24 protein-coding genes are annotated in these 17,499 nt (G+C 63.4%); 9 read left to right on the top strand and 15 right to left on the bottom strand.

What is annotated here, in order from left to right; translation table 11 throughout:
* Positions 1 to 1,073: chaperonin GroEL (groEL, locus tag NKH28_RS25305; protein ID WP_352980676.1), on the top strand; the 1,073-nt coding region annotated here is incomplete at its 5' end.
* Positions 1,074 to 1,166: 93 nt separating this feature from the next.
* Here the strand turns inward: groEL and NKH28_RS25300 are convergent.
* Positions 1,167 to 1,766, bottom strand: a complete 600-nt coding sequence (locus tag NKH28_RS25300) for a TetR/AcrR family transcriptional regulator (RefSeq protein WP_352684914.1) — start codon at positions 1,764 to 1,766, stop codon at positions 1,167 to 1,169.
* A gap of 95 nt (positions 1,767 to 1,861) precedes the next feature.
* Here NKH28_RS25300 and NKH28_RS25295 point away from each other — a divergent pair, with 95 nt between their 5' ends.
* The 3 genes from NKH28_RS25295 to NKH28_RS25285 are packed head-to-tail and all read left to right on the top strand — an operon-like array spanning position 1,862 to position 3,781.
* Complete coding sequence (locus tag NKH28_RS25295; RefSeq protein ID WP_352980675.1) at positions 1,862 to 2,872, top strand: zinc-dependent alcohol dehydrogenase family protein; 1,011 nt, start codon at positions 1,862 to 1,864, stop codon at positions 2,870 to 2,872.
* 59 nt (positions 2,873 to 2,931) lie between these two features.
* Positions 2,932 to 3,378 (top strand): OsmC family protein, encoded by a 447-nt coding sequence (locus NKH28_RS25290; protein WP_352980677.1) that lies wholly within the window; start codon positions 2,932 to 2,934, stop codon positions 3,376 to 3,378.
* Positions 3,379 to 3,394: 16 nt separating this feature from the next.
* Positions 3,395 to 3,781, top strand: a complete 387-nt coding sequence (locus tag NKH28_RS25285) for a nuclear transport factor 2 family protein (protein ID WP_352569753.1) — start codon at positions 3,395 to 3,397, stop codon at positions 3,779 to 3,781.
* A gap of 26 nt (positions 3,782 to 3,807) precedes the next feature.
* On the opposite strand, the gene NKH28_RS25280 is transcribed toward NKH28_RS25285, so the two are convergent.
* Together NKH28_RS25280 and NKH28_RS25275 are read right to left on the bottom strand one after the other, a co-directional pair.
* Complete coding sequence (locus NKH28_RS25280) at positions 3,808 to 4,419, bottom strand: LysE family translocator (protein ID WP_352684918.1); 612 nt, start codon at positions 4,417 to 4,419, stop codon at positions 3,808 to 3,810.
* 86 nt (positions 4,420 to 4,505) lie between these two features.
* Positions 4,506 to 4,925: a nuclear transport factor 2 family protein gene (locus tag NKH28_RS25275; protein WP_352472665.1), complete on the bottom strand. Its 420-nt coding sequence runs from the start codon at positions 4,923 to 4,925 to the stop codon at positions 4,506 to 4,508.
* A gap of 162 nt (positions 4,926 to 5,087) precedes the next feature.
* On the opposite strand from NKH28_RS25275, the gene NKH28_RS25270 reads away from it, so the two are divergent.
* Positions 5,088 to 6,017 carry an AraC family transcriptional regulator gene (locus tag NKH28_RS25270; RefSeq protein WP_352980674.1) on the top strand — a complete coding sequence of 310 codons (930 nt, stop codon included), beginning with the start codon at positions 5,088 to 5,090 and terminating at the stop codon, positions 6,015 to 6,017.
* 37 nt (positions 6,018 to 6,054) lie between these two features.
* Here NKH28_RS25270 and NKH28_RS25265 read toward each other — a convergent pair whose 3' ends face one another.
* The 7 genes from NKH28_RS25265 to NKH28_RS25235 form a co-directional block, all read right to left on the bottom strand.
* Complete coding sequence (locus tag NKH28_RS25265; RefSeq protein WP_352615803.1) at positions 6,055 to 6,393, bottom strand: YkgJ family cysteine cluster protein; 339 nt, start codon at positions 6,391 to 6,393, stop codon at positions 6,055 to 6,057.
* Positions 6,394 to 6,443: 50 nt separating this feature from the next.
* On the bottom strand, positions 6,444 to 6,608 hold the full coding sequence (locus NKH28_RS25260; RefSeq protein WP_023722752.1) for a hypothetical protein: 165 nt from the start codon (positions 6,606 to 6,608) through the stop codon (positions 6,444 to 6,446).
* Position 6,609: 1 nt separating this feature from the next.
* Positions 6,610 to 7,017: a hypothetical protein gene (locus NKH28_RS25255; RefSeq protein ID WP_352472663.1), complete on the bottom strand. Its 408-nt coding sequence runs from the start codon at positions 7,015 to 7,017 to the stop codon at positions 6,610 to 6,612.
* Complete coding sequence (locus tag NKH28_RS25250) at positions 7,017 to 7,244, bottom strand: hypothetical protein (RefSeq protein WP_352817488.1); 228 nt, start codon at positions 7,242 to 7,244, stop codon at positions 7,017 to 7,019. The genes NKH28_RS25255 and NKH28_RS25250 overlap by 1 nt, the downstream gene beginning before the upstream one ends.
* Positions 7,245 to 7,739: 495 nt before the next feature.
* Positions 7,740 to 7,949, bottom strand: coding sequence for a cold-shock protein (locus tag NKH28_RS25245; RefSeq protein ID WP_010915421.1), 210 nt, complete (start codon positions 7,947 to 7,949; stop codon positions 7,740 to 7,742).
* Positions 7,950 to 8,380: 431 nt separating this feature from the next.
* Positions 8,381 to 9,172: an SDR family oxidoreductase gene (locus NKH28_RS25240; protein ID WP_352980673.1), complete on the bottom strand. Its 792-nt coding sequence runs from the start codon at positions 9,170 to 9,172 to the stop codon at positions 8,381 to 8,383.
* Between the two features lie 66 nt (positions 9,173 to 9,238).
* Positions 9,239 to 9,700: a RidA family protein gene (locus tag NKH28_RS25235; protein WP_352980672.1), complete on the bottom strand. Its 462-nt coding sequence runs from the start codon at positions 9,698 to 9,700 to the stop codon at positions 9,239 to 9,241.
* 97 nt (positions 9,701 to 9,797) lie between these two features.
* Here NKH28_RS25235 and NKH28_RS25230 point away from each other — a divergent pair, with 97 nt between their 5' ends.
* Positions 9,798 to 10,649 carry a LysR family transcriptional regulator gene (locus NKH28_RS25230; RefSeq protein WP_352980671.1) on the top strand — a complete coding sequence of 284 codons (852 nt, stop codon included), beginning with the start codon at positions 9,798 to 9,800 and terminating at the stop codon, positions 10,647 to 10,649.
* 19 nt (positions 10,650 to 10,668) lie between these two features.
* On the opposite strand, the gene NKH28_RS25225 is transcribed toward NKH28_RS25230, so the two are convergent.
* The gene (locus tag NKH28_RS25225; protein ID WP_352980670.1) at positions 10,669 to 11,424 is read right to left on the bottom strand and encodes an SDR family NAD(P)-dependent oxidoreductase; all 756 of its coding nucleotides are present in this window, start codon (positions 11,422 to 11,424) and stop codon (positions 10,669 to 10,671) included.
* A 77-nt stretch (positions 11,425 to 11,501) separates the two neighbouring features.
* Positions 11,502 to 12,170 (bottom strand): glutathione S-transferase family protein, encoded by a 669-nt coding sequence (locus NKH28_RS25220; protein WP_352980669.1) that lies wholly within the window; start codon positions 12,168 to 12,170, stop codon positions 11,502 to 11,504.
* A 147-nt stretch (positions 12,171 to 12,317) separates the two neighbouring features.
* On the opposite strand from NKH28_RS25220, the gene NKH28_RS25215 reads away from it, so the two are divergent.
* Positions 12,318 to 12,497 carry a CsbD family protein gene (locus NKH28_RS25215; protein WP_254820647.1) on the top strand — a complete coding sequence of 60 codons (180 nt, stop codon included), beginning with the start codon at positions 12,318 to 12,320 and terminating at the stop codon, positions 12,495 to 12,497.
* A 63-nt stretch (positions 12,498 to 12,560) separates the two neighbouring features.
* Here the strand turns inward: NKH28_RS25215 and NKH28_RS25210 are convergent, their stop codons facing one another.
* Entirely contained in the window at positions 12,561 to 13,691 is a 1,131-nt protein-coding gene (locus tag NKH28_RS25210) for a metallophosphoesterase (protein WP_352980668.1), read from the bottom strand.
* Positions 13,692 to 13,809: 118 nt separating this feature from the next.
* On the opposite strand from NKH28_RS25210, the gene NKH28_RS25205 reads away from it, so the two are divergent.
* Positions 13,810 to 14,403 carry a hypothetical protein gene (locus NKH28_RS25205; protein WP_352980667.1) on the top strand — a complete coding sequence of 198 codons (594 nt, stop codon included), beginning with the start codon at positions 13,810 to 13,812 and terminating at the stop codon, positions 14,401 to 14,403.
* A 59-nt stretch (positions 14,404 to 14,462) separates the two neighbouring features.
* Here the strand turns inward: NKH28_RS25205 and NKH28_RS25200 are convergent, their stop codons facing one another.
* A complete protein-coding gene (locus NKH28_RS25200; RefSeq protein WP_352980666.1) occupies positions 14,463 to 15,056 on the bottom strand; it encodes a TetR/AcrR family transcriptional regulator in 594 nt (197 codons plus the stop codon).
* Between the two features lie 150 nt (positions 15,057 to 15,206).
* Between NKH28_RS25200 and NKH28_RS25195 the strand changes: the two genes are divergently transcribed.
* The gene (locus NKH28_RS25195) at positions 15,207 to 15,998 is read left to right on the top strand and encodes an NIPSNAP family protein (protein ID WP_352980665.1); all 792 of its coding nucleotides are present in this window, start codon (positions 15,207 to 15,209) and stop codon (positions 15,996 to 15,998) included.
* A 48-nt stretch (positions 15,999 to 16,046) separates the two neighbouring features.
* On the opposite strand, the gene NKH28_RS25190 is transcribed toward NKH28_RS25195, so the two are convergent.
* Complete coding sequence (locus NKH28_RS25190; RefSeq protein WP_352980664.1) at positions 16,047 to 17,495, bottom strand: amidase; 1,449 nt, start codon at positions 17,493 to 17,495, stop codon at positions 16,047 to 16,049.
* Positions 17,496 to 17,499: the final 4 nt, after the last annotated feature.

Raw genomic sequence — 17,499 nt, 5'->3', positions numbered from 1 at the left:
TCGACCGCGGCTATCTCTCGCCCTACTTCGTCACCAACGCCGAGAAGATGGTTGCGGATCTGGAAGACGCCTACATTCTTCTCCACGAGAAGAAGCTCTCCAATCTGCAGGCCATGCTGCCGATCCTCGAGGCCGTCGTGCAGACCTCGAAGCCGCTGGTCATCATCTCGGAAGATGTCGAAGGCGAGGCCCTGGCCACGCTGGTCGTCAACAAGCTGCGCGGTGGCCTGAAAATCGCCGCCGTCAAGGCGCCGGGCTTTGGTGATCGCCGCAAGGCCATGCTGGAAGACATCGCCATCCTCACCGGTGGCCAGGTCATTTCCGAAGACCTCGGCATCAAGCTCGAGAATGTCGGCCTGAACATGCTCGGCCGCGCCAAGAAGGTGTCGATCTCCAAGGAGAACACCACCATCGTCGACGGCGCCGGCAAGAAGGCCGAAATCCAGGGCCGCGTCGCCCAGATCAAGCAGCAGATCGAGGAGACCACCTCGGACTACGACAAGGAGAAGCTGCAGGAACGTCTCGCCAAGCTGGCGGGCGGCGTTGCCGTCATCCGCGTCGGCGGTGCGACCGAAGTGGAAGTCAAGGAAAAGAAGGACCGCGTCGATGACGCCCTCAACGCGACCCGCGCGGCCGTCGAAGAAGGCATCGTTCCCGGCGGCGGCGTCGCACTGCTGCGCGCTTCGCTGAGCATCAAGGCAACCGGCGCCAACTCCGACCAGGCCGCCGGCATCAACATCGTGCGCCGCGCGCTGCAGGCTCCGGCCCGCCAGATCGCGGCCAACGCCGGTGCGGAAGCATCGATCGTTGCCGGCAAGATCCTTGAGAACAAGGGGGCAACCTTCGGCTACAACGCCCAGACCGGCGAATATGGCGACATGATCGCCATGGGTATCGTCGATCCGGTCAAGGTTGTGCGCACGGCTCTGCAGGACGCGGCCTCGGTCGCCGGCCTGCTGGTCACCACCGAAGCCATGATCGCGGAGGCTCCGAAGAAGGAGTCGGCTGGCGGCGGCATGCCTGGCGGCATGGGCGGCGGCGGCATGGGCGGCATGGGTGGCATGGATTTCTAATCCAGCCAATCTCGCAAGCTTTCGGAAAGGGCGGCAGCGATGCCGCCCTTTTTGTTTGCTTCATAGCGGGCTGCCCCGGCTCAAGCGGCGATATCAATGCACCGCGGCAGTGGCACTCTTGGCCGGCAAAGCGCCCTCAATCAGCGCCGCGACCTCATCGGCTACCGCCAGCACCGGGGCGCGGTCGTGGGTGGCGCGTGCGATCACCATCAGCCCTTCCAGCGATGATTCGACCAGCAGTGCCAGCGCGTGCGCGCGTCGCTCGGGCACCCCTGCCCTGACGAAGGCCGCCCTGAGCAAGCCTATCCATTGCTCGAAGGCGGACCGGCACAATTCGGCCAGTTCCGGCATGTCGATCGGCGAGTCCAAGACCACGGGCGCGATCGGGCAACCGAGCGTGAACCGATTGTCTTCCAGCATGCGCGCGACCGACTGGTAGATGTGGTGGACGGCCACCGCCGGGTCCTTTTCGGCCGCAAGGGCCTCGCCCAGCCTTTTCGAGACGTCCTCGACGCTGTCGCGCGTCACCTCGATGACCAGCTGGTCCTTGCCGCCCGGAAAATGAAAATAGAGCGAGCCTCTCGGCGCGCCTGAGGCGCTCAATATGTCGTTGAGCGAAGTGCCGTGATAGCCGCGCTGCCGAAGCAGGCGCCCCGTGGTCTCGAGTATGCGGGTACGGGTGTCGTTCGCCATGTCAACCTCTGTCAGGAGTGAGCATTATAGGCCTTGCCTCGAATATGACAATCGGTCTACATAATATGTAGATCAGTCTACATATCGAGAGGCAAATGCGCAGTTATCGTCTTGAAGGAACCTGCGGGACCAAGTGCCTGGTGATGCGCGACGAGGCGCAGCCGACGCCGAAGCCGCACGAGATCGTCGTGCGTGTCCGCGCCGCTTCGCTCAACCGCCGCGACACGATGATCCTCAACGGCAGCTATCCACTGGCGCCGCGCCAAGGGGTCGTTCCGCTGAGCGATGGTGCCGGCGAAGTCGTTGCGGTCGGCGAGGCCGTCACCCGCTTTGCCGTCGGCGACCGCGTCACCGGCAGTTATTTTGCGCGCTGGATCGATGGCCGCATCAATGCCGGTCTGATCGACCAGCTTGGCTGCACGCTGGACGGGATGCTGGCCGAATACGCCGTGCTCGACGAGCAATGGGCGGTGCGGCTTCCCGATCATCTCGACTGGCATCAAGCGGCGACACTAACCTGCGCCGGCCTGACCGCCTGGAATGCCGTGACGGCGGCCGAAATGCCGAAGCCCGGCCAATGGGTTCTTGTCATCGGTTCAGGTGGCGTCGCGCTATTTGCGCTGCAATTCGCCAAGCTGCTCGGCTGCCGTGTCGTGGCAGTCAGCTCGCGCAACGAGAAGCTGGACCGGCTGCGGGCGCTGGGCGCCGACCTCGTCGTCTCGACCGCCGACATGCCGGAATGGGGTGCTGCGGTGCGCGAGCAGACCGGCGGCATCGACCTCGTCGTCGAGACCGGCGGCCCGCCGACCTTCGCGCAATCGATGATCGCCTGCGCGCTTTACGGGCGCATCGTGCTTCTCACCATACAGGATGCGAAAGGCGGGACGGTGCAGATCCCCGGCCCGGTCTACCAGCGCAGCCTCGCCACCATCAGCCGCCTGTTCGTCGGCAATCGCACCAACCTCGAAGCCATGCTGCGCGCCATCTCGGTGCATCGGCTTAAGCCTGTCATCGACAAGGTGTTCGCCTTCGACGAGGCCAACGACGCCTATCGCTATTTCCAGCAAGGCGACGTCTTCGGGAAAGTGGTCGTCGACAGCGCCTGACTGGTCCGCCCCAAAATCTGATCGACCCCTCAAATCAAAGGAGAGACACAATGACCATTATGACCATTCGTGAAGCAGAGGCCCAATGGCAGGGATCGTTGAAGGAAGGTTCGGGCCGGCTGAAGCTCGGCAGCGGCGTCTTCGAAGGCGCCTACTCGTTCCCGTCGCGTTTCGAGAACGGTCCCGGCACCAACCCCGAGGAATTGATTGCGGCGGCGCATGCCGGCTGCTTCTCGATGGCGCTGAGCGCCGTCCTCGGCCGCGAAGGTTACACTCCCGCACGCATCCACACGATCGCGAAAGCGCATCTCGGCGCCACCGCGGCTGGACCGACGCTGACCCATATCGAGCTGGAGACCGAGGCAAGCGTCGCCGGGTTGGCGGCGGGGGAGTTCGAGCGGCTGGCGCAGACGGCCAAGGAGAGCTGCCTCGTGTCGCGGGCGCTGGCCGGCGTCGCAGTGATCACGCTCAAGGCCCGCCTCATCGAAACCGCTACCGATCACTGAAGGGAAGGAATATCCAATGACACAGGAACTCGTCATCGACATCGCCGCCGCCAAACGCTCCGCCGAAACGGCCGAGATCATGCGGCGCTACAACGACGTCTTCCAGCGCCACGACCCGTCGGCGCTCGACGATCTGGTGGCGGAAGATTGCGTGATCGAGAACACCACGCCGGCCCCGGACGGCGCCCGCCGCATCGGCAAGGGCGCCTGCGTCGAACTGTGGTCGGCGATCGCAACCGGACCCGGCACGCGCTTCGACATTGAAGAAACTTTCGTCGCCGGTGATCGGGCGACGATCCGCTGGCGCTACTGGATGGCCGACGGCAATTCGCTGCGCGGCGTCAACCTGATGCGCGTGGCGGACGGGCAGATTGTCGAGGCCATGGGCTATGTGAAGGGATAGATTTGCGCTGCCCGCGACCTTCCTGTCTACCGGTCCGCCAGCGCCAGTTTGGCGCCGAGCATGACAAAGGCTCCGGCGAAGGTACGGCGCATCCAGGTCAGCACCTTTGGCCGCGACACGACATGGCTGCGGATTGACGCCGCGAAAACGCCGTAGCCGACAAAGACCACGAAGGTGAGCAGCATGAAGATGCTGCTGAGCTCCAGCATCTTTGACAGCGCATGCGGTTCGGTGGTGCTGACGAATTGCGGCAGGAAGGCAAAGAAGAAGATCGACAGCTTCGGATTGAGGATGTTGATGAGGATGCCCGAAGTGATCACCTTGCCGGCCGAGCGCGGCGCAACATTTTCTTCGACGCTCAGGCCACCCTTCTCCTTCAGCGTGTTCCAGGCCATGTAGAGCAGGTAGGCGACGCCGAGATATTTCAGCGTCTCGAAGGCGACGGCACTGGTATGCAGCAGCGCCGCGAGGCCGGTGATGGCGGCCGCCATGTGCGGAATAATGCCGAGCGTGCAGCCGAAAGCGGCAATGATGCTGGCGCGCGCACCACGCGAAAGCCCGGCGCTCAGCGTATAGAGAACGCCGGTGCCGGGCGAAGCCACGACAATCAGCGACGTCAACAGAAATTCGATGCTCACGGATGGTCTCCCGGTGCTGGCCCTGCCGCCGGCAGCGTAATCAGCGAAACGTGCGGGCACAAGCCAACCTGAGAGCCTATGCGCATTCAGATCATGCTGTTGGCGTGCAGCTTGCTATCGGCAATAGGCTGCCGAACTTCCCAGTGTTCGACCAGCTTGCTGTCCTTCAGCCTGAAAATGTCGACAATGGCCAGGCCCTCCTCCTCCGGTTCGCGTTTTGCGTGCATGTGCACGATGACGAAATCCCCTTCGGCAAAAATCCGCTTCACCTCTCCCCTTACGAGGGGAAATGACTGTTTGAGCTGCTGCAGATAGGCTTTGAAGCCGTCCGCACCATCCGCAATGTTCGGATTGTGTTGGATGTAGCGTTCGCCAAAATGCGTCGAAGCAGCTTCGATGTTGCCCTGGTTTACTGCTTTGTCGATGAAGTCCAGGACGATCGTTTTGTTGGTCTCGAGCGAATTATGGATCTTGGCTGGAACTGGATTTGATGGTTCGTCACGCATGTTTTTGCTCCGTGAGGTGCCTGCTTCTGCCCGACGTGGACAGGGGCGTCCGCAGGCCGATATTGCCAACATGATCAGCCACGCTTGTGAGACGGTCGATACGCTGTTCGCCTAGATTCTTATCCAATCGTCTAATATCGTCAATCTGGTTATCGGCGGAGGATGGTTCTCATGGATGCCTTGTCCGAAGTTCTTGCTTCGCTGAGATTTGGCAGCGCCATGATCGGCAGCGCGACCCTGCATCGGCCCTGGGGTATTTCGGTGGATCCGACAAGGAATGCCGCCATCCACGTCATCCAGAACGGCGAATGCTGGCTGCGGTTAGCCGGTGAAAGGGAGCCGATCCGCTTAGGCGAGGGAGATGTCATCCTTGTCGCGAGCGGTATCGGGCATACCCTTTGCAATCCGGCGGATGCACCGACGGCATCGATATCCGCCGTCCTTTCCGCGAATCGGAGCGGAGCGGAACCGAAAAGCGAAAGCGGCGCGACAACTCTTCTTTGTGCGAGATATTCACTCGACGGCGTCGGGCCATACCCGATGGTTTCGCTGCTTCCTCCGCTGATCCATTTGACCCGAAATCAGATTGGCACCAGCGAGCCGCTGCGGCTTGCCCTGGGACTTCTGCAGGTCGAAGCGAAAGGCGATCTCGGCGGCCACGACATTGTCGCCCCACGCCTTCTCGACAGCACGTTGATCTTCTTGTTGCGTGCCTGGATCGAACATCAGCCACTCGGAACAGGGGGATGGTTTGGCGCCTTGCGCGACAAAGGCATTGCGCAGGCTTTGCGCATGATCCACGAGCAGCCGGGCAATCCCTGGACTATCGCTTCCCTTGCCAGCGGCGCGGCACAGTCTCGAGCCACCTTCGCGCGTCGCTTCGCTCAACTGGTAGGACAGCCGCCGCTATCCTATGTGACCCGGTGGCGGATGAACCTTGCCGCCAGGGCGCTGCGGGAAACGAACCAGAACATCGGCGAGATCGGGCGCGCCGTCGGATATGAATCGGTGCCGTCGTTCTCGCAGGCATTCAAACGATTGACCGGACGATCGCCCGGCCTCTACCGCAGCGACTTTCGCGCATCTGATTGACGAAATTCAAACTGAGACGCCAGCCCGAGGGCCGTCATTACAGCGTCGGCAGACCGTGAGCCCGACGCGCGATCAGGCAGTCGTCATCGCCCGGCATGCAGGCGCGGCAGACGTCGGGGCGGATGTCGTAGATGCCGCAGGCCGTTGACTTGCCGACCTCGCCGCACAGTGCCGAACAGCGCGCGCCGTCGCAGCGCATACCGGCTTCGTCGGCAGCCACGTATTTTTGCGGGATAAGGTCGAGCTGCGCGTCATCCTCGGTGGAGAAGCGCGGCCATCTGGACGAGTAGGCGCAGCAGGCGCCACAGGTCTGGCAATCGAAGGCAATCGGACCGACGCCCTCTTGTGGCGACGAAAACTCCTCTGCGACCGCCAGGGCAAGCAGCCTTGGCGCAGATTTCCGGTCGGCATTTTGCTGCAAGGACGCTATTTCTTCTTGGGCTTGCGCGGCGGTGCTTCCGCCGGCGACCTGAACAGATCGGTGCCCGCTTCGGCGGCTTCGCCGGTTTTTGGCGCGGCCGCCGGCTTGGCCGGCTTCACGGCGGCAGCAGGCGCTGCCGGCTGGCCCTTGGCGGAAAACTTGATTGCCATATCAATCCTCGTCAGAGAAACGCGATGATGGCGCATTCGGATTGCGAAGGCGGCCGATGAGCGCCGAAACGGCCGTGATGTTCATTTCTTCGGGCGACCAGTTCCTGGCTTCCTCGATGTGCCGGGGCGCCAGTTCGCGATGCGTGCTGCCGCTGTAGGCAGCATCCGGATAGGTCACGCGCTCGTGCGTCTTGGCGTTTTCCCGGACATATTCGATCAGATAATTGGGGCATTCGGCGCGGCCGCGCACGCCGAGCCGCACCTGGGCATCGCCGTGGACACGCCGGCAGCGCTCGAGCTTTTCGAGCACGCGCCGGACATATTCGACCGGCTTGTCGAGTTCACCCACGACATCGGCGATGGTCGAATCTGCGGCGATCGCCTTTTGGGGCACGCGTTTGGTGGCCATCAGCATTTGCCTGCGCGTTTTGGCGAGGCTGCGAGCGCAACCGCTGCCGCCATGTCGTCGGCTTCCTTTTCCAGGCGCAGTTCGCGCAGCCGTGCGGTCTTGGCTTCGCGGGCCTGGCTGACGGCATCCCGTTCGGAATTGATGCGGTCGAGCGACATCGACTGGGTCCGCGTCTTGCTGAAGATGGATTCGGCCTGGTCGCGAGGTTTTTTTGAAGGTTCGGTCAAGGTCTTTCTCCCGGTTCGGAGCACGCCGCCGAAAAGTGGCGAGACTGGTCTTTCGGCCAGGATCCCGCACAAAGCAATACGGCAGCCTGTTTCAAATTGCTGGAACGTCCTTAGAGACCGTTTGGAAATTCTACTCTGACGGCCATCTGATGGGGTTTTCTGCGCTTCCGGTGCTCACGGACCCAAATGTCCGCTGCGCTCCGGTTCTCGAAACCACCACCATATGACTCGCCGGAGCGAATTTCGAAACAGCCTCTTAGCACGTCCGGGCCGTCGAGCAGCGCTCTTTCGGCGGTCGAAGCGCAAAAATGAAAAAGGCCAGGCACCGCCTGACCTCCCATGAGAACGCCTGCGCATCCCGAGAGACGCGCAAAGAAACGTTCTTCTCAATGCACATGATCCGCTCCGAGATTTAACATCCCGCGATCATGCGCTGGAATTTGCCATTCACCGGTGCCAGTACATCCGTGGTCACCGGTGAGGCTTAATTCCGTTTTAGGCCGCCTTCAACTGGTCAGCGGACATCTTGCCCGACTTGTTGTCGCGGACCATCTCGTAGCCAAGCTTCTGGCCCTCGACGATGTCGCGCATTCCGGCGCGCTCGACGGCTGAGATGTGGACGAAAACGTCGGCAGAACCGTCGTCAGGCTGAATAAAACCAAAACCCTTGGTGGCGTTGAACCATTTAACTGTGCCTGTGCTCATAACGAACCCTTTCCATGGCAAATATTCGTTCGCCGTCATGCGGATGCACAACAACGTTTGTCTCGATTTTGATGGGGGAAGTTCGCCAAAGGCGCGCCTAGGCACGCGGATAACAAAAGTCGGTCAAACAAATATCGACAAAGTTCTTATAGACTTCTTTGCGCCTTATGTCAATTTTTTTGATTTGTCACACTCGCCGAGGGCGCCACGACTGCCCGTGCAGGCATATTGGAGAGCGAAAGCCGGGCGAGCCGAAGCCACTTAGCCGGGAACCATTTTGGCGCCGGAGCATTTTCTTCGGTGTCGAAAGCCGTTCTCGAAAGAGCGATCTTGAGAAAAGGCGGACGACAAACAGGACGCCCCCCGCGCAGATAAAAGGCACGAGGGGCGTTCCTGTGTGATGCGACCATTCGCGCCGCTGCCCCTGCTCCTCACAGCATGCCGCGGCTGAGCCCGCCATCCACCGGCAACGCCACGCCGGTGACATAGGCGGCGGCGGCGCTGGCCAGGAATGCGGCAACGGCGCCGAATTCAGCGGGCGTGCCGTAGCGCTTTGCCGGGATTTCGGCCTGACTCTCGGCGGCGATCACAGCAGCGTCCACACCCCTGTCGGCGGCGTCCATCGCGTCGAACCGCTTCGTCCGGTCCGTCGCAAAACGGCCAGGCAGCAACAGGTTGACGGTGACGCCGTCCGCCGCCACTTCGCCGGCCAGGGTCTTGGCCCAGCCGGCAAGCGACGCGCGCAACGCATTCGAAGCGGTGAGGCCGGGGATCGGCTCGCGGACGGACGTGGAGGAAACGGCGATGATGCGCCCCCAGCGCCGCGCCCGCATGCCTGGCAGGAAAGAAATGGCGATGCGCATCTGGCTCAGCACCATGCTGGTGAACTGCTTCTCCCAGACACTCGCATCGAAGACGCTGGCCGCGAAGGGCGGCGGGCCGCCGCCATTGAGCAGGACGATGTCGATCCGCTGATGCTCGCCCTCGACGGCACGGATCAGCCGGGAGACGCTGTCGTTGTCGGAGAGGTCGGCGCTGAAGGTCGAGCAGACGGGGCTGGCGGACTCGATCGCGCACCGCGCCGCATCCAGGGTCTCCTTCCCGCGTCCGACCAGGATGATCTCGGCGCCTTTCGCCGCGAGCGCTTCGGCAACGCCGAAACCGAGGCCCTTGCCTCCGCCGAGGACAAGCGCCTTCCGCCCCTCAAGATTTGCGCTAATCAAGCCAAGCCTCCCCTGGTTTCGCTGCGCACTCTCGGATCAGGCCCGAGTGCATGTTCTGGGCGTGCATCAGCGTACATGCACGATAGCGTCGGCTTCGACCGGAACATTGGCCGGCAAGCCGGCCATGCCGAGCGAGCAGCGGGCATGCTCGCCACGCTCGCCGAAAACATGGAGCAGAAATTCGGATGCTCCGTTGCCGACCTCCGAATAGGCCGCAAAGCCGGCCGCCGCGTTCACATAGACGGTCAGCTTGGCGAATTTCACAACACGGTCGAGATTGCCGTCCAGTTCCTTGTCGAGCCAATAGACGATGTTGGCCGCGCAGAGCCGGGCGGCGTTCCGCGCCGCGGCCAGAACGATCTCTGCGCCGACCTGGCCGATCGCAGCGATCTCCTGCCCGATCTCGGGGATCTGACCGGAGACATAGACGATGTCGGCGACCCGAACCGTCGGCGAGAACGGCAAAGCGGGCCGATCGAGCGACGGCCAGGCGACACCGAACTCCTCAAATCTTCTTCTGTAGGGCAAGGTGGCTGCTCCTGTTTTCATTCGTGCGAGCGGACCTTGAATTCAGATCGGGCTTTCGGATAGCCTGATAGTGCTGACACAGCTATCAGGAATTCTTATGACCGGAGATATCGACGTCCGGCTGCTGCGCGCCTTCGTCACCGTGGCCGATACGGGAACGGTGAGCCGGGCCGCCGATCGGCTTGCCCGCACGCAGGCGGCGGTGAGCATGCAGCTTCAGCGCCTCGAAGGTGAAGTCGGCGCCGAGCTGCTGCGCCGCTCGCCGCGCGGCGTGACGCTGACCGAGGCCGGCGAGATCCTGCTCGCCTTCGCCCGCAAGGCCATCGCGATCGGTGACGATGCCAGGCGCGAGATAGAAGGCCGCAGGCTGGTCGGCCGTGTCCGGCTGGGCATCGTCGAGGATTTGGCGGTGACGCGGCTGCCGCTGATCATTGCCGAATTCCGCCGCCGGCACCCCTCCGTTGAGATCGAGCTGACATCGGCCAGCAGCAGCGATCTCAGCAAGTCGCTGGGCGAAGGAAGATGCGACATCGTCATGGCCGATCCGGCGCGCTTCACAATGGCGCCGCGAGGCCATGTGTCACGACAGCTGGTCTGGGCGGCAAGCCGCATGATCGAGATCGATGACGAGGTCGAGCTTCCGCTGATCATCTTCGAAGGCGCCTGCTCCTGGCAGGACAGAATGCTGGCCTCGCTCGCCGAGGCCGGGATCGGCTGGAAGATCGGCTGCCGCGTGTCGACTTTCGCGACGCTGATCTCGGCGCTGAGGGCCGGGCTTGGCATCGGCCTTCTGCTGCAGGAAGGACTGCCGCCCGACTGCCAAAGCCTCAACGGACGCTTCAACCTGCCGCCGGCGCCGATGGCGGATTTCGGCGTCTACCTCGCGAGGGACCCGTCGCGGCTGGTCGAGGAGTGTGGCGATTTCCTGCGGGCGGGATTTGAGGCGTAGCGAAAATATCTGACGCCGTTCACCGCTCCTGGTCGGTCGGGCGGATGACGATCTCGTTGACGTTGACGTGTGCCGGCTGGCCCACGGCGTAGAGAATGGCCGCGGCGATGTCCTCGGCGGTCAGCGCCTCCATGGCGGCGAGCCGCTGGTCGAGCCCGGCCTTCGCCGCCGGGTTGGTGACATGGTCGCCGAGTTCGGTGCGCACAAGGCCAGGCTCGATGACGGTGACGCGAACCTTGTCGGCATAGACTTCGCGGCGCAGCGATTCGGAAAAGCCGACGACGCCGAACTTGGTTGCGGCATAGCCGCTGGCGCCGGGATTGGCGACGCGTCCGGCGATCGACGAGACATTGACGATGTGACCCTTGGCGGCCCTCAGATGCGGCAGCGCCGCCTTGGTGACGCCCATCAGCGCCAGCAGGTTGAGCTCGACCATGCGGCGCCAGTCGTCGAGCACCGCCTCGGCGGCGGGCGACAGAAGCATCACCCCGGCATTGTTGACGAGGATGTCGAGGCGGCTCCATTCGGCGACAACCTTGTCGACCATGGCGATGACATCGTCGTTGCTGGTGACGTCGGCCTGGATGCGGAGCGCCGTGCCGCCGGCCTTTTCGATACGTGCGGCCAGCGCTTCGAGACGATCGGCGCGGCGTGCGGCAATCGCCACCTTGGCCCCGGCGGCTGCGAGCGCCACAGCGGTTGCCTCGCCGATGCCCGAGGAGGCGCCGGTGACGAGTGCGACCTTGCCGGCCAGTGCGGAAGAAACAGAAGTCATTGTGAAGTCTCCAAGGCCCCTGCCCGATCTTCAGATAGGCCGCGGGCCGCGAAGTGGAAGACCGGCTTTGCTCGGCTCTACTCGTCTGGGCCGGGCTCCGGCCAAGGCTCTTTCGCCGCCTCGGCATACCAGTGCCGCATCGCCGGCATCGAAAGCACGGCGTCGACATAGGCGCGGGTGTCGGGCGCCAGCGTGCCACCATAGGTGTCGAAGCGGGTGACGACCGGCGCGTACATGGCATCGGCCGCGGTGAAACGGCCAAACAGAAACGGCCCGCCTTTGCCGTATTTTTCGCGGCATTCGCGCCATAGCCCTTCGATGCGCGCCCGTTGCGCCTCACCTTCGGCGTCGAGCGGCTTGTGGCCTTTCGGCCGGCGCAAATTCATCGGCCAGCCATAGCGGACCTCGCGAAAGCCGGAATGCATCTCTGTCGCCGCCGAGCGGGCCAGCGCGCGGGCGCCGATGTCGGCCGGCCAGAGCTTTTTCTCGGGAAACAGCTCAGCAAGATATTCAAGGATGGCAAGGGTTTCCCAGACGATCCGGACCTCGCCAGTCGGCAGCCGATGGTTCAGCACCGGCACCTGGCCGGTCGGCGATATCCTGGCCAGATTGGCCGCGGTCTCGGGCGTGCGCAGGCGCACAAGACCTTCGTCGAACGGGATCTCCAGATGCTTCATCGCCAGCCACGGCCGCAGTGACCACGACGAAAAACACTTGTTGCCGATGAAGAGCGTGAATTCAGCCATTGTCCCTCCGGCCCTGTCTGTTCGGGCGTTCTGGTGCACCCTATCCTGTCGGCTTCGCGGCCGGAAGCTATCCCAATCGACGGGCAGAAGCCGGAACCTAAGCGATCCGCGACCGTTTCTCCAGGCGAACGGTCCAGGAGATGCGAGATGGTGAACAAGGATCAGGTTGCCGGCGTTGCCAAGCAAGCCAAGGGCTCGGTCAAGCAGACCGCCGGCAAGGCCACCGGCAACAGGCGCACCGAGGCCGAAGGCGACGTCGACAAGGCCACCGGCAAGATGCAGAAGGCTTACGGCGACGTGAAGGACAAGGTGAAGAAGGCGCTTTGACGCCGGCCCTTCGTGAACCAGGAAGAGGCGGCTCGGCCGCCTTTTTTGGCCCTCTCCTGCCCGTCAGAAAGTCAGGCTTTTGCTGTATGCATTGGTGAAGGTGACCTCACCATGATCTCCGGCGGCTTCGCCCAGCACCACATCCATGCTGTTTCCCGTCACCCGCGCCAACGCAAAGCCGCCCATGAAGGCGGCCTTCGGCTTGAACAAGTCGACCCCGTCACGGTGGTAGATCATCGGCGTCGCGTGCTGGTGGCCATGGAAGATGCCGACGACGTTGTAACCCTTCAGCACAGCCAGCAGCGCCTGCCTGTCGGCTTCGCTCCACCAGTGCGGCGGACCCTTGCCGCCGTCGTCGAAGGTTTTCTCGGCGGCGTCCCATCTTTCGATCGAAAAAATATCCCAGCCATAATGCTGGAACAGGATGACCGGGCGGCCGTCGCCGGCATAGGTTGCCAGGTCCTGCTTCAGCCATGGCAGGCTGCTGGTGGCGCCATGGCCGGTATCGCCGGCGAAACGGTGCGTCTGGACAAGATGCAGGCCGCCCCAATCCCATGAATAGCAATCGGTCCCGACATCGTAGTCGGTCGCCGGCGCAGGCGGCTTGAAGAACACGCCGGGGCGGTGGTTGACCTCGACGTAGTCGCGCATTTCGCGGCGGTACCAGTCGACATGCGAGCGCGGGCCGTTCTGGTCGAGGTCGTGGTTGCCGAGGCCGACATAGACCGGCATGTGCACGCGGTCGGGGCCGACGCCTTGCTGGTAGCGCTGGCTGAACTGAAGCAGCTGCGTGCCCTCGCTGGGCTGGGTGATCTGGCCGCCGCCGTCATCGGTGATGTCGCCGCCAACGACGAGGCCGAGCGGCGTGCCGATTCTGCCTTTTGAGCGCAGGCCGGTGGCGACGCCATCGACTTCGGCCGGCCATTGTCTGTCGCCGATGCCATTGAGTGCGGCGACGTTGCGCAGCAAGGCGTCGTCGGTCTTGCCTTGCTGCTCGCAATGCGGGCTCAATCCGTTCGCCGTGCGGCAGGCATGGACATCAGCGATAAACAAGAAGGTGGCGTCGATCGGCGGGATACGCTGGCCGGTCTGGCCGAAGGCCGGGCGCGAAACGGCGCCGGCCGCGGCAAGGCCCGCTGCCTGCATCAGGAACCTGCGCCGGGAAACCGGCCGGGCGGGAATGCGATGCATCATGCGCTAAAATTCAGCACGACGCGGACCGGCAGTCCAGTTGCTCGTAAAGTATGTCGACACGTTCTCCCAGGCCTGGCATTGCTTTCGGCATTCAACTTGCGCGGGCAGAGAGGACGCCATGAAAACTGCATCCATCGGCATGACAATGGCGATTCTGGCGGTGACGAGCGCAGCGCATGGCGCCGGGTGCATCGACGCCAAATCGGCCAAGGCCGGCTTCATTCTCGAAAGGCCCGGCATCCACAGCGAATTTCGTCCGGCGGCGGGCGGAATGGTGGCGGTTGCCAACAAATACCAGTCGCAATCGCCGCAGTCGCAGTACCTGTTCGGCGGGCTGATCGAGGTGTTTCGCGATAGCAGCACGGGGCAGCTGGCGATGATCCCGTTTTCCGATCTCAGGAAGGTGTTCCCGCTGAAGGCGGGTGCCAAGAGCAAGATCGTGTTTGCCCGTCTTGCACCGAACAAGCCGCCGAAGGGCACCGAGACGCTGGAGATCAACGTCAAGGGCAAGGAGACGTTCAGCCTGGGTGATTGCAAATACTCCGTACTCGCGGTCAAGCAGACGATCAGGAGCGAGGCCGGCGAGACGCGGGACGAGTTCACCGCGCTTTACGCACCCGACCTGCAGGCAGTTGTGGCCAGGCGCTATGACGAGGGCACTAGCGCCGAAAGCGTGGTCGGCTACGAGCTGATCAAGCCGCTGCCGAATTAAGAGCTCGGCCTCCCGCCTCGGTCGCGATATGAGCGACTGCGGCCTCTGTCCTGCCAGCGTTAAAGCGCCCTGTGCAGTATCCTGCGACGTCGCCTCGTGACTCCCTGTTCCAATGCCATCAGGCAATCGCGCAGCACGCTTGCGTCCTGCGCGGTCTTGGCCATCGACATGGCGCCGGAATAGGTGGCGACAGCCAGCGACGCGAAGCGCTGCGGATCGATGCCCTGCTCCCGGCCCGCCTGCTGGTCGGCCCTGATCTTGTCGGCGATCGCCTGACGCCAGGTAGAAAAAATGCTGGCAAGGGCAATGCGGAAATCCGGATCGGCAAGCGACAGTTCATGCGCCAGGTTGTTGAGCGGGCAGCCGCGCACGAAACCCTGCTGCTCCAGCTCCGCCGCGACGGTCGCGAACACGGAGCGCACGCCCTCGCGCGCTGAGGGAGCCATCCGCACCGGCGCGATCCATGTCTCTTCTACGGCGGCGGCGACCCGCTCCTCGATCACTGCGAGCGCCAGCGCCTTCTTGGTCGCGAAATGGTGGTGCAGCGCGCCGCCGGTGACGCCCGCCGTCGCCATCAGGTCGCCCATGCTGGACGCATGATAGCCGCGTGCCTGAAACGCCTCCTCGGCGACATCGAGCACCTTTTTGCGCATGCCTTCGGGGTCGTTGGTGCGTTTTTGAGCCCGCGACCTTGGGCGAGCGGATATCTCTGCTGACATCTTCACACGATAGCAGATTGACAAAACAGGACAACCGGTCTGTTTTGTAAAACAGGATGACTGACCTGTTTTGGAGATCGAGCGATGAACCTGCCTTACGCCGCGCCTAAATCCGATCTGCTCGCCTCGCCCGTCGTCGAACTCAGGCAATACACGCTGAAACCCGGCCGGCGCGAGACGCTGATCGGCATCTTCGACGGTCACCTAATCGAGGGCCAGGAAAGCGCGGGGATGACCATCATCGGCCAGTTCCGCGATCTCGACCGGCCGGATATGTTCGTCTGGCTGCGCGGCTTCGACGGTATGGAAGCGCGGAAAAACGCTCTGACCGCCTTCTACGACGGGCCGGTCTGGGCTGCGTGGCGCGACGCCGCCAACGCCACGATGATCTCATCCGACGACGTGCTGCTGCTGAAGCCGGCCTGGCCGGGCGCGACCCTAGACCTCTCGGGATCGAAACGATTACCCCCGGCGGACCTCGAAAAACCGAGCGCAAGCAGCGATTTGCAGGCAATTGTTGTCATCAGGATTCATCATTTGCAACCGGGCCTGGAAGCCCGTTTCGCCAATGACTTCCAGACCGCGGCCCTTCCGGTGCTCGCCGCATTTGGCGCGTCGCCGCTCGCCGCCTTCGTTACCGAGCATGCCGAAAACAGCTTTCCGCGGTTGCCGGTGCGGGCCGGCGAAAACGTCTTCATCAGCATCACCGGTTTCGCGAGCGCCGATGCACATGCCCGCCGCGAGGCAGCCTTGGCTGCCTTCCCGAGATGGCAGGAATTGGAGCAGGCCGCGCAGTGGGAATTCGCCAGGCCCGTGGAGGTTCTGCGCCTGGCGCCGACGGCGCGGTCGCTGCTCGGACAGCCAACGCCGGCGTGACCAATGCCGTTGAAAGCCACCTATGTGCACTGAACCCCCCTGTCTGGTTCACACCTGAAAATGCCTGGCATGGATCACCTGGTAACGCGTGGTCCATGCGGTTGCCTGCTCCAGGTCAAGGCAAACGCGCAGCAGCCGGTGATCCTCGTTCTTGCGGCCAATGAGCTGGATGCCAATCGGCAGGCCGTCTTTCGACTGGAAAAGCGGCAGGCTGGCGGCCGGTTGGCCGGTGACGTTGAAGATTTCTGTGAAAGGCGCAAAGCCGTAGGCCCGCCTCGCCCAAGCCTCGTAATCAAAGACAGCACCATCGCCATGGATGGCGCCAAGCCGGGGCGTAAGCTCGGCCGTCGTCGGTGTCATGATCAGGTCGAACCCATCGAACGCCATCGCCATCGCCAGCGAAGCGCTGTGCACATGGTCCTGCGCCCTGAAATAATCGGCGGCCGAGGATCGCCGAAAACAGTCGAGCGCGTGACGAGTCAGGCTTTCGATTTCGCCGGCCCCCGGCATCCGCCCGATCTCGTCGGCGCGATCGTCAACCAGCCGCGCGACCTCCGACATCCAGAAGATGCTCCAGTCCGCTTCGGCGCTGGCTTCCCGCGGGAAACGCGCCTCTGTGACCTCGTGCCCCCTGTCCTCGAGGAGGATCATGGCTTCCTGAAATTTTGCCCCGATCTCGGACGCGACGGGCGTGCCGTCCGGCCGGTGCGCCAGGCACGCGACGCGCAGACGCGCACCGGGCGAAGACAGCCAGTCCAGGTAGGACGGCACCGATTTGGACACGGAGTAAGGCGCTCCTTGTTCTGGACCGGCAGTCATGTCCAGCATGGCGGCGCTGTCGCGAACGGTGCGGGACAGCACGTTCTCGGCGTAGAGCCCGGCGCCGACCTGACCTCGACCAGGCCCGACAGGCGTGAGCCCGCGCGACGGCTTCATGCCGAACACGCCGCAACAGGCAGCCGGCACCCGGATCGATCCGCCGATATCGGAACCGTGGGCGACCGGCACCATGCCGCTCGCCACCGCGGCAGCAGCTCCGCCGCTTGAGCCGCCCGCCGTCAGCGAAGGATCCCAGGGGTTCGAGGTCGGGCCGCGAAAGCTGGGTTCGGTGACGAAGTCGTTGGCAAATTCAGGCGTGTTTGTCTTGCCCAGCAAGATCAGACCGGCGGCCCGCCAGCGCCGGACGATCTCGCTGTCGGGCTTCGGCGCGGCATCCTTGAAGTAGAGCGACGAGTGCGTCGTCGGCCACTCCCGTACATTGACGCCGGTGTCCTTGACCAGAAAAGGAATGCCGGCGAGTGCCGCCTGCCGGTTGCAGCTTGCCGCAACGGAAAGCGCCCGGTCCGCATCGATCAGCGTCACGGCATTGAGGGCGGGATTGATGCTTTCGATCGCTTCGATAGCCGCCTCGACGACCTCGACGGCGGATAATTCGCCCGAGCGAACATGCCCGGCCAGGGCGACGGCATCCAACGCCACGTATTCGGAAAGATTCATGACT

This window comes from Mesorhizobium sp. M1227, from assembly GCF_040318315.1.
In the GTDB taxonomy this organism is placed as follows: domain Bacteria; phylum Pseudomonadota; class Alphaproteobacteria; order Rhizobiales; family Rhizobiaceae; genus Mesorhizobium.
The sequence above is the reverse complement of the archived record's forward strand: the minus strand, read 5'-3'. Positions and strand labels throughout refer to the sequence as shown.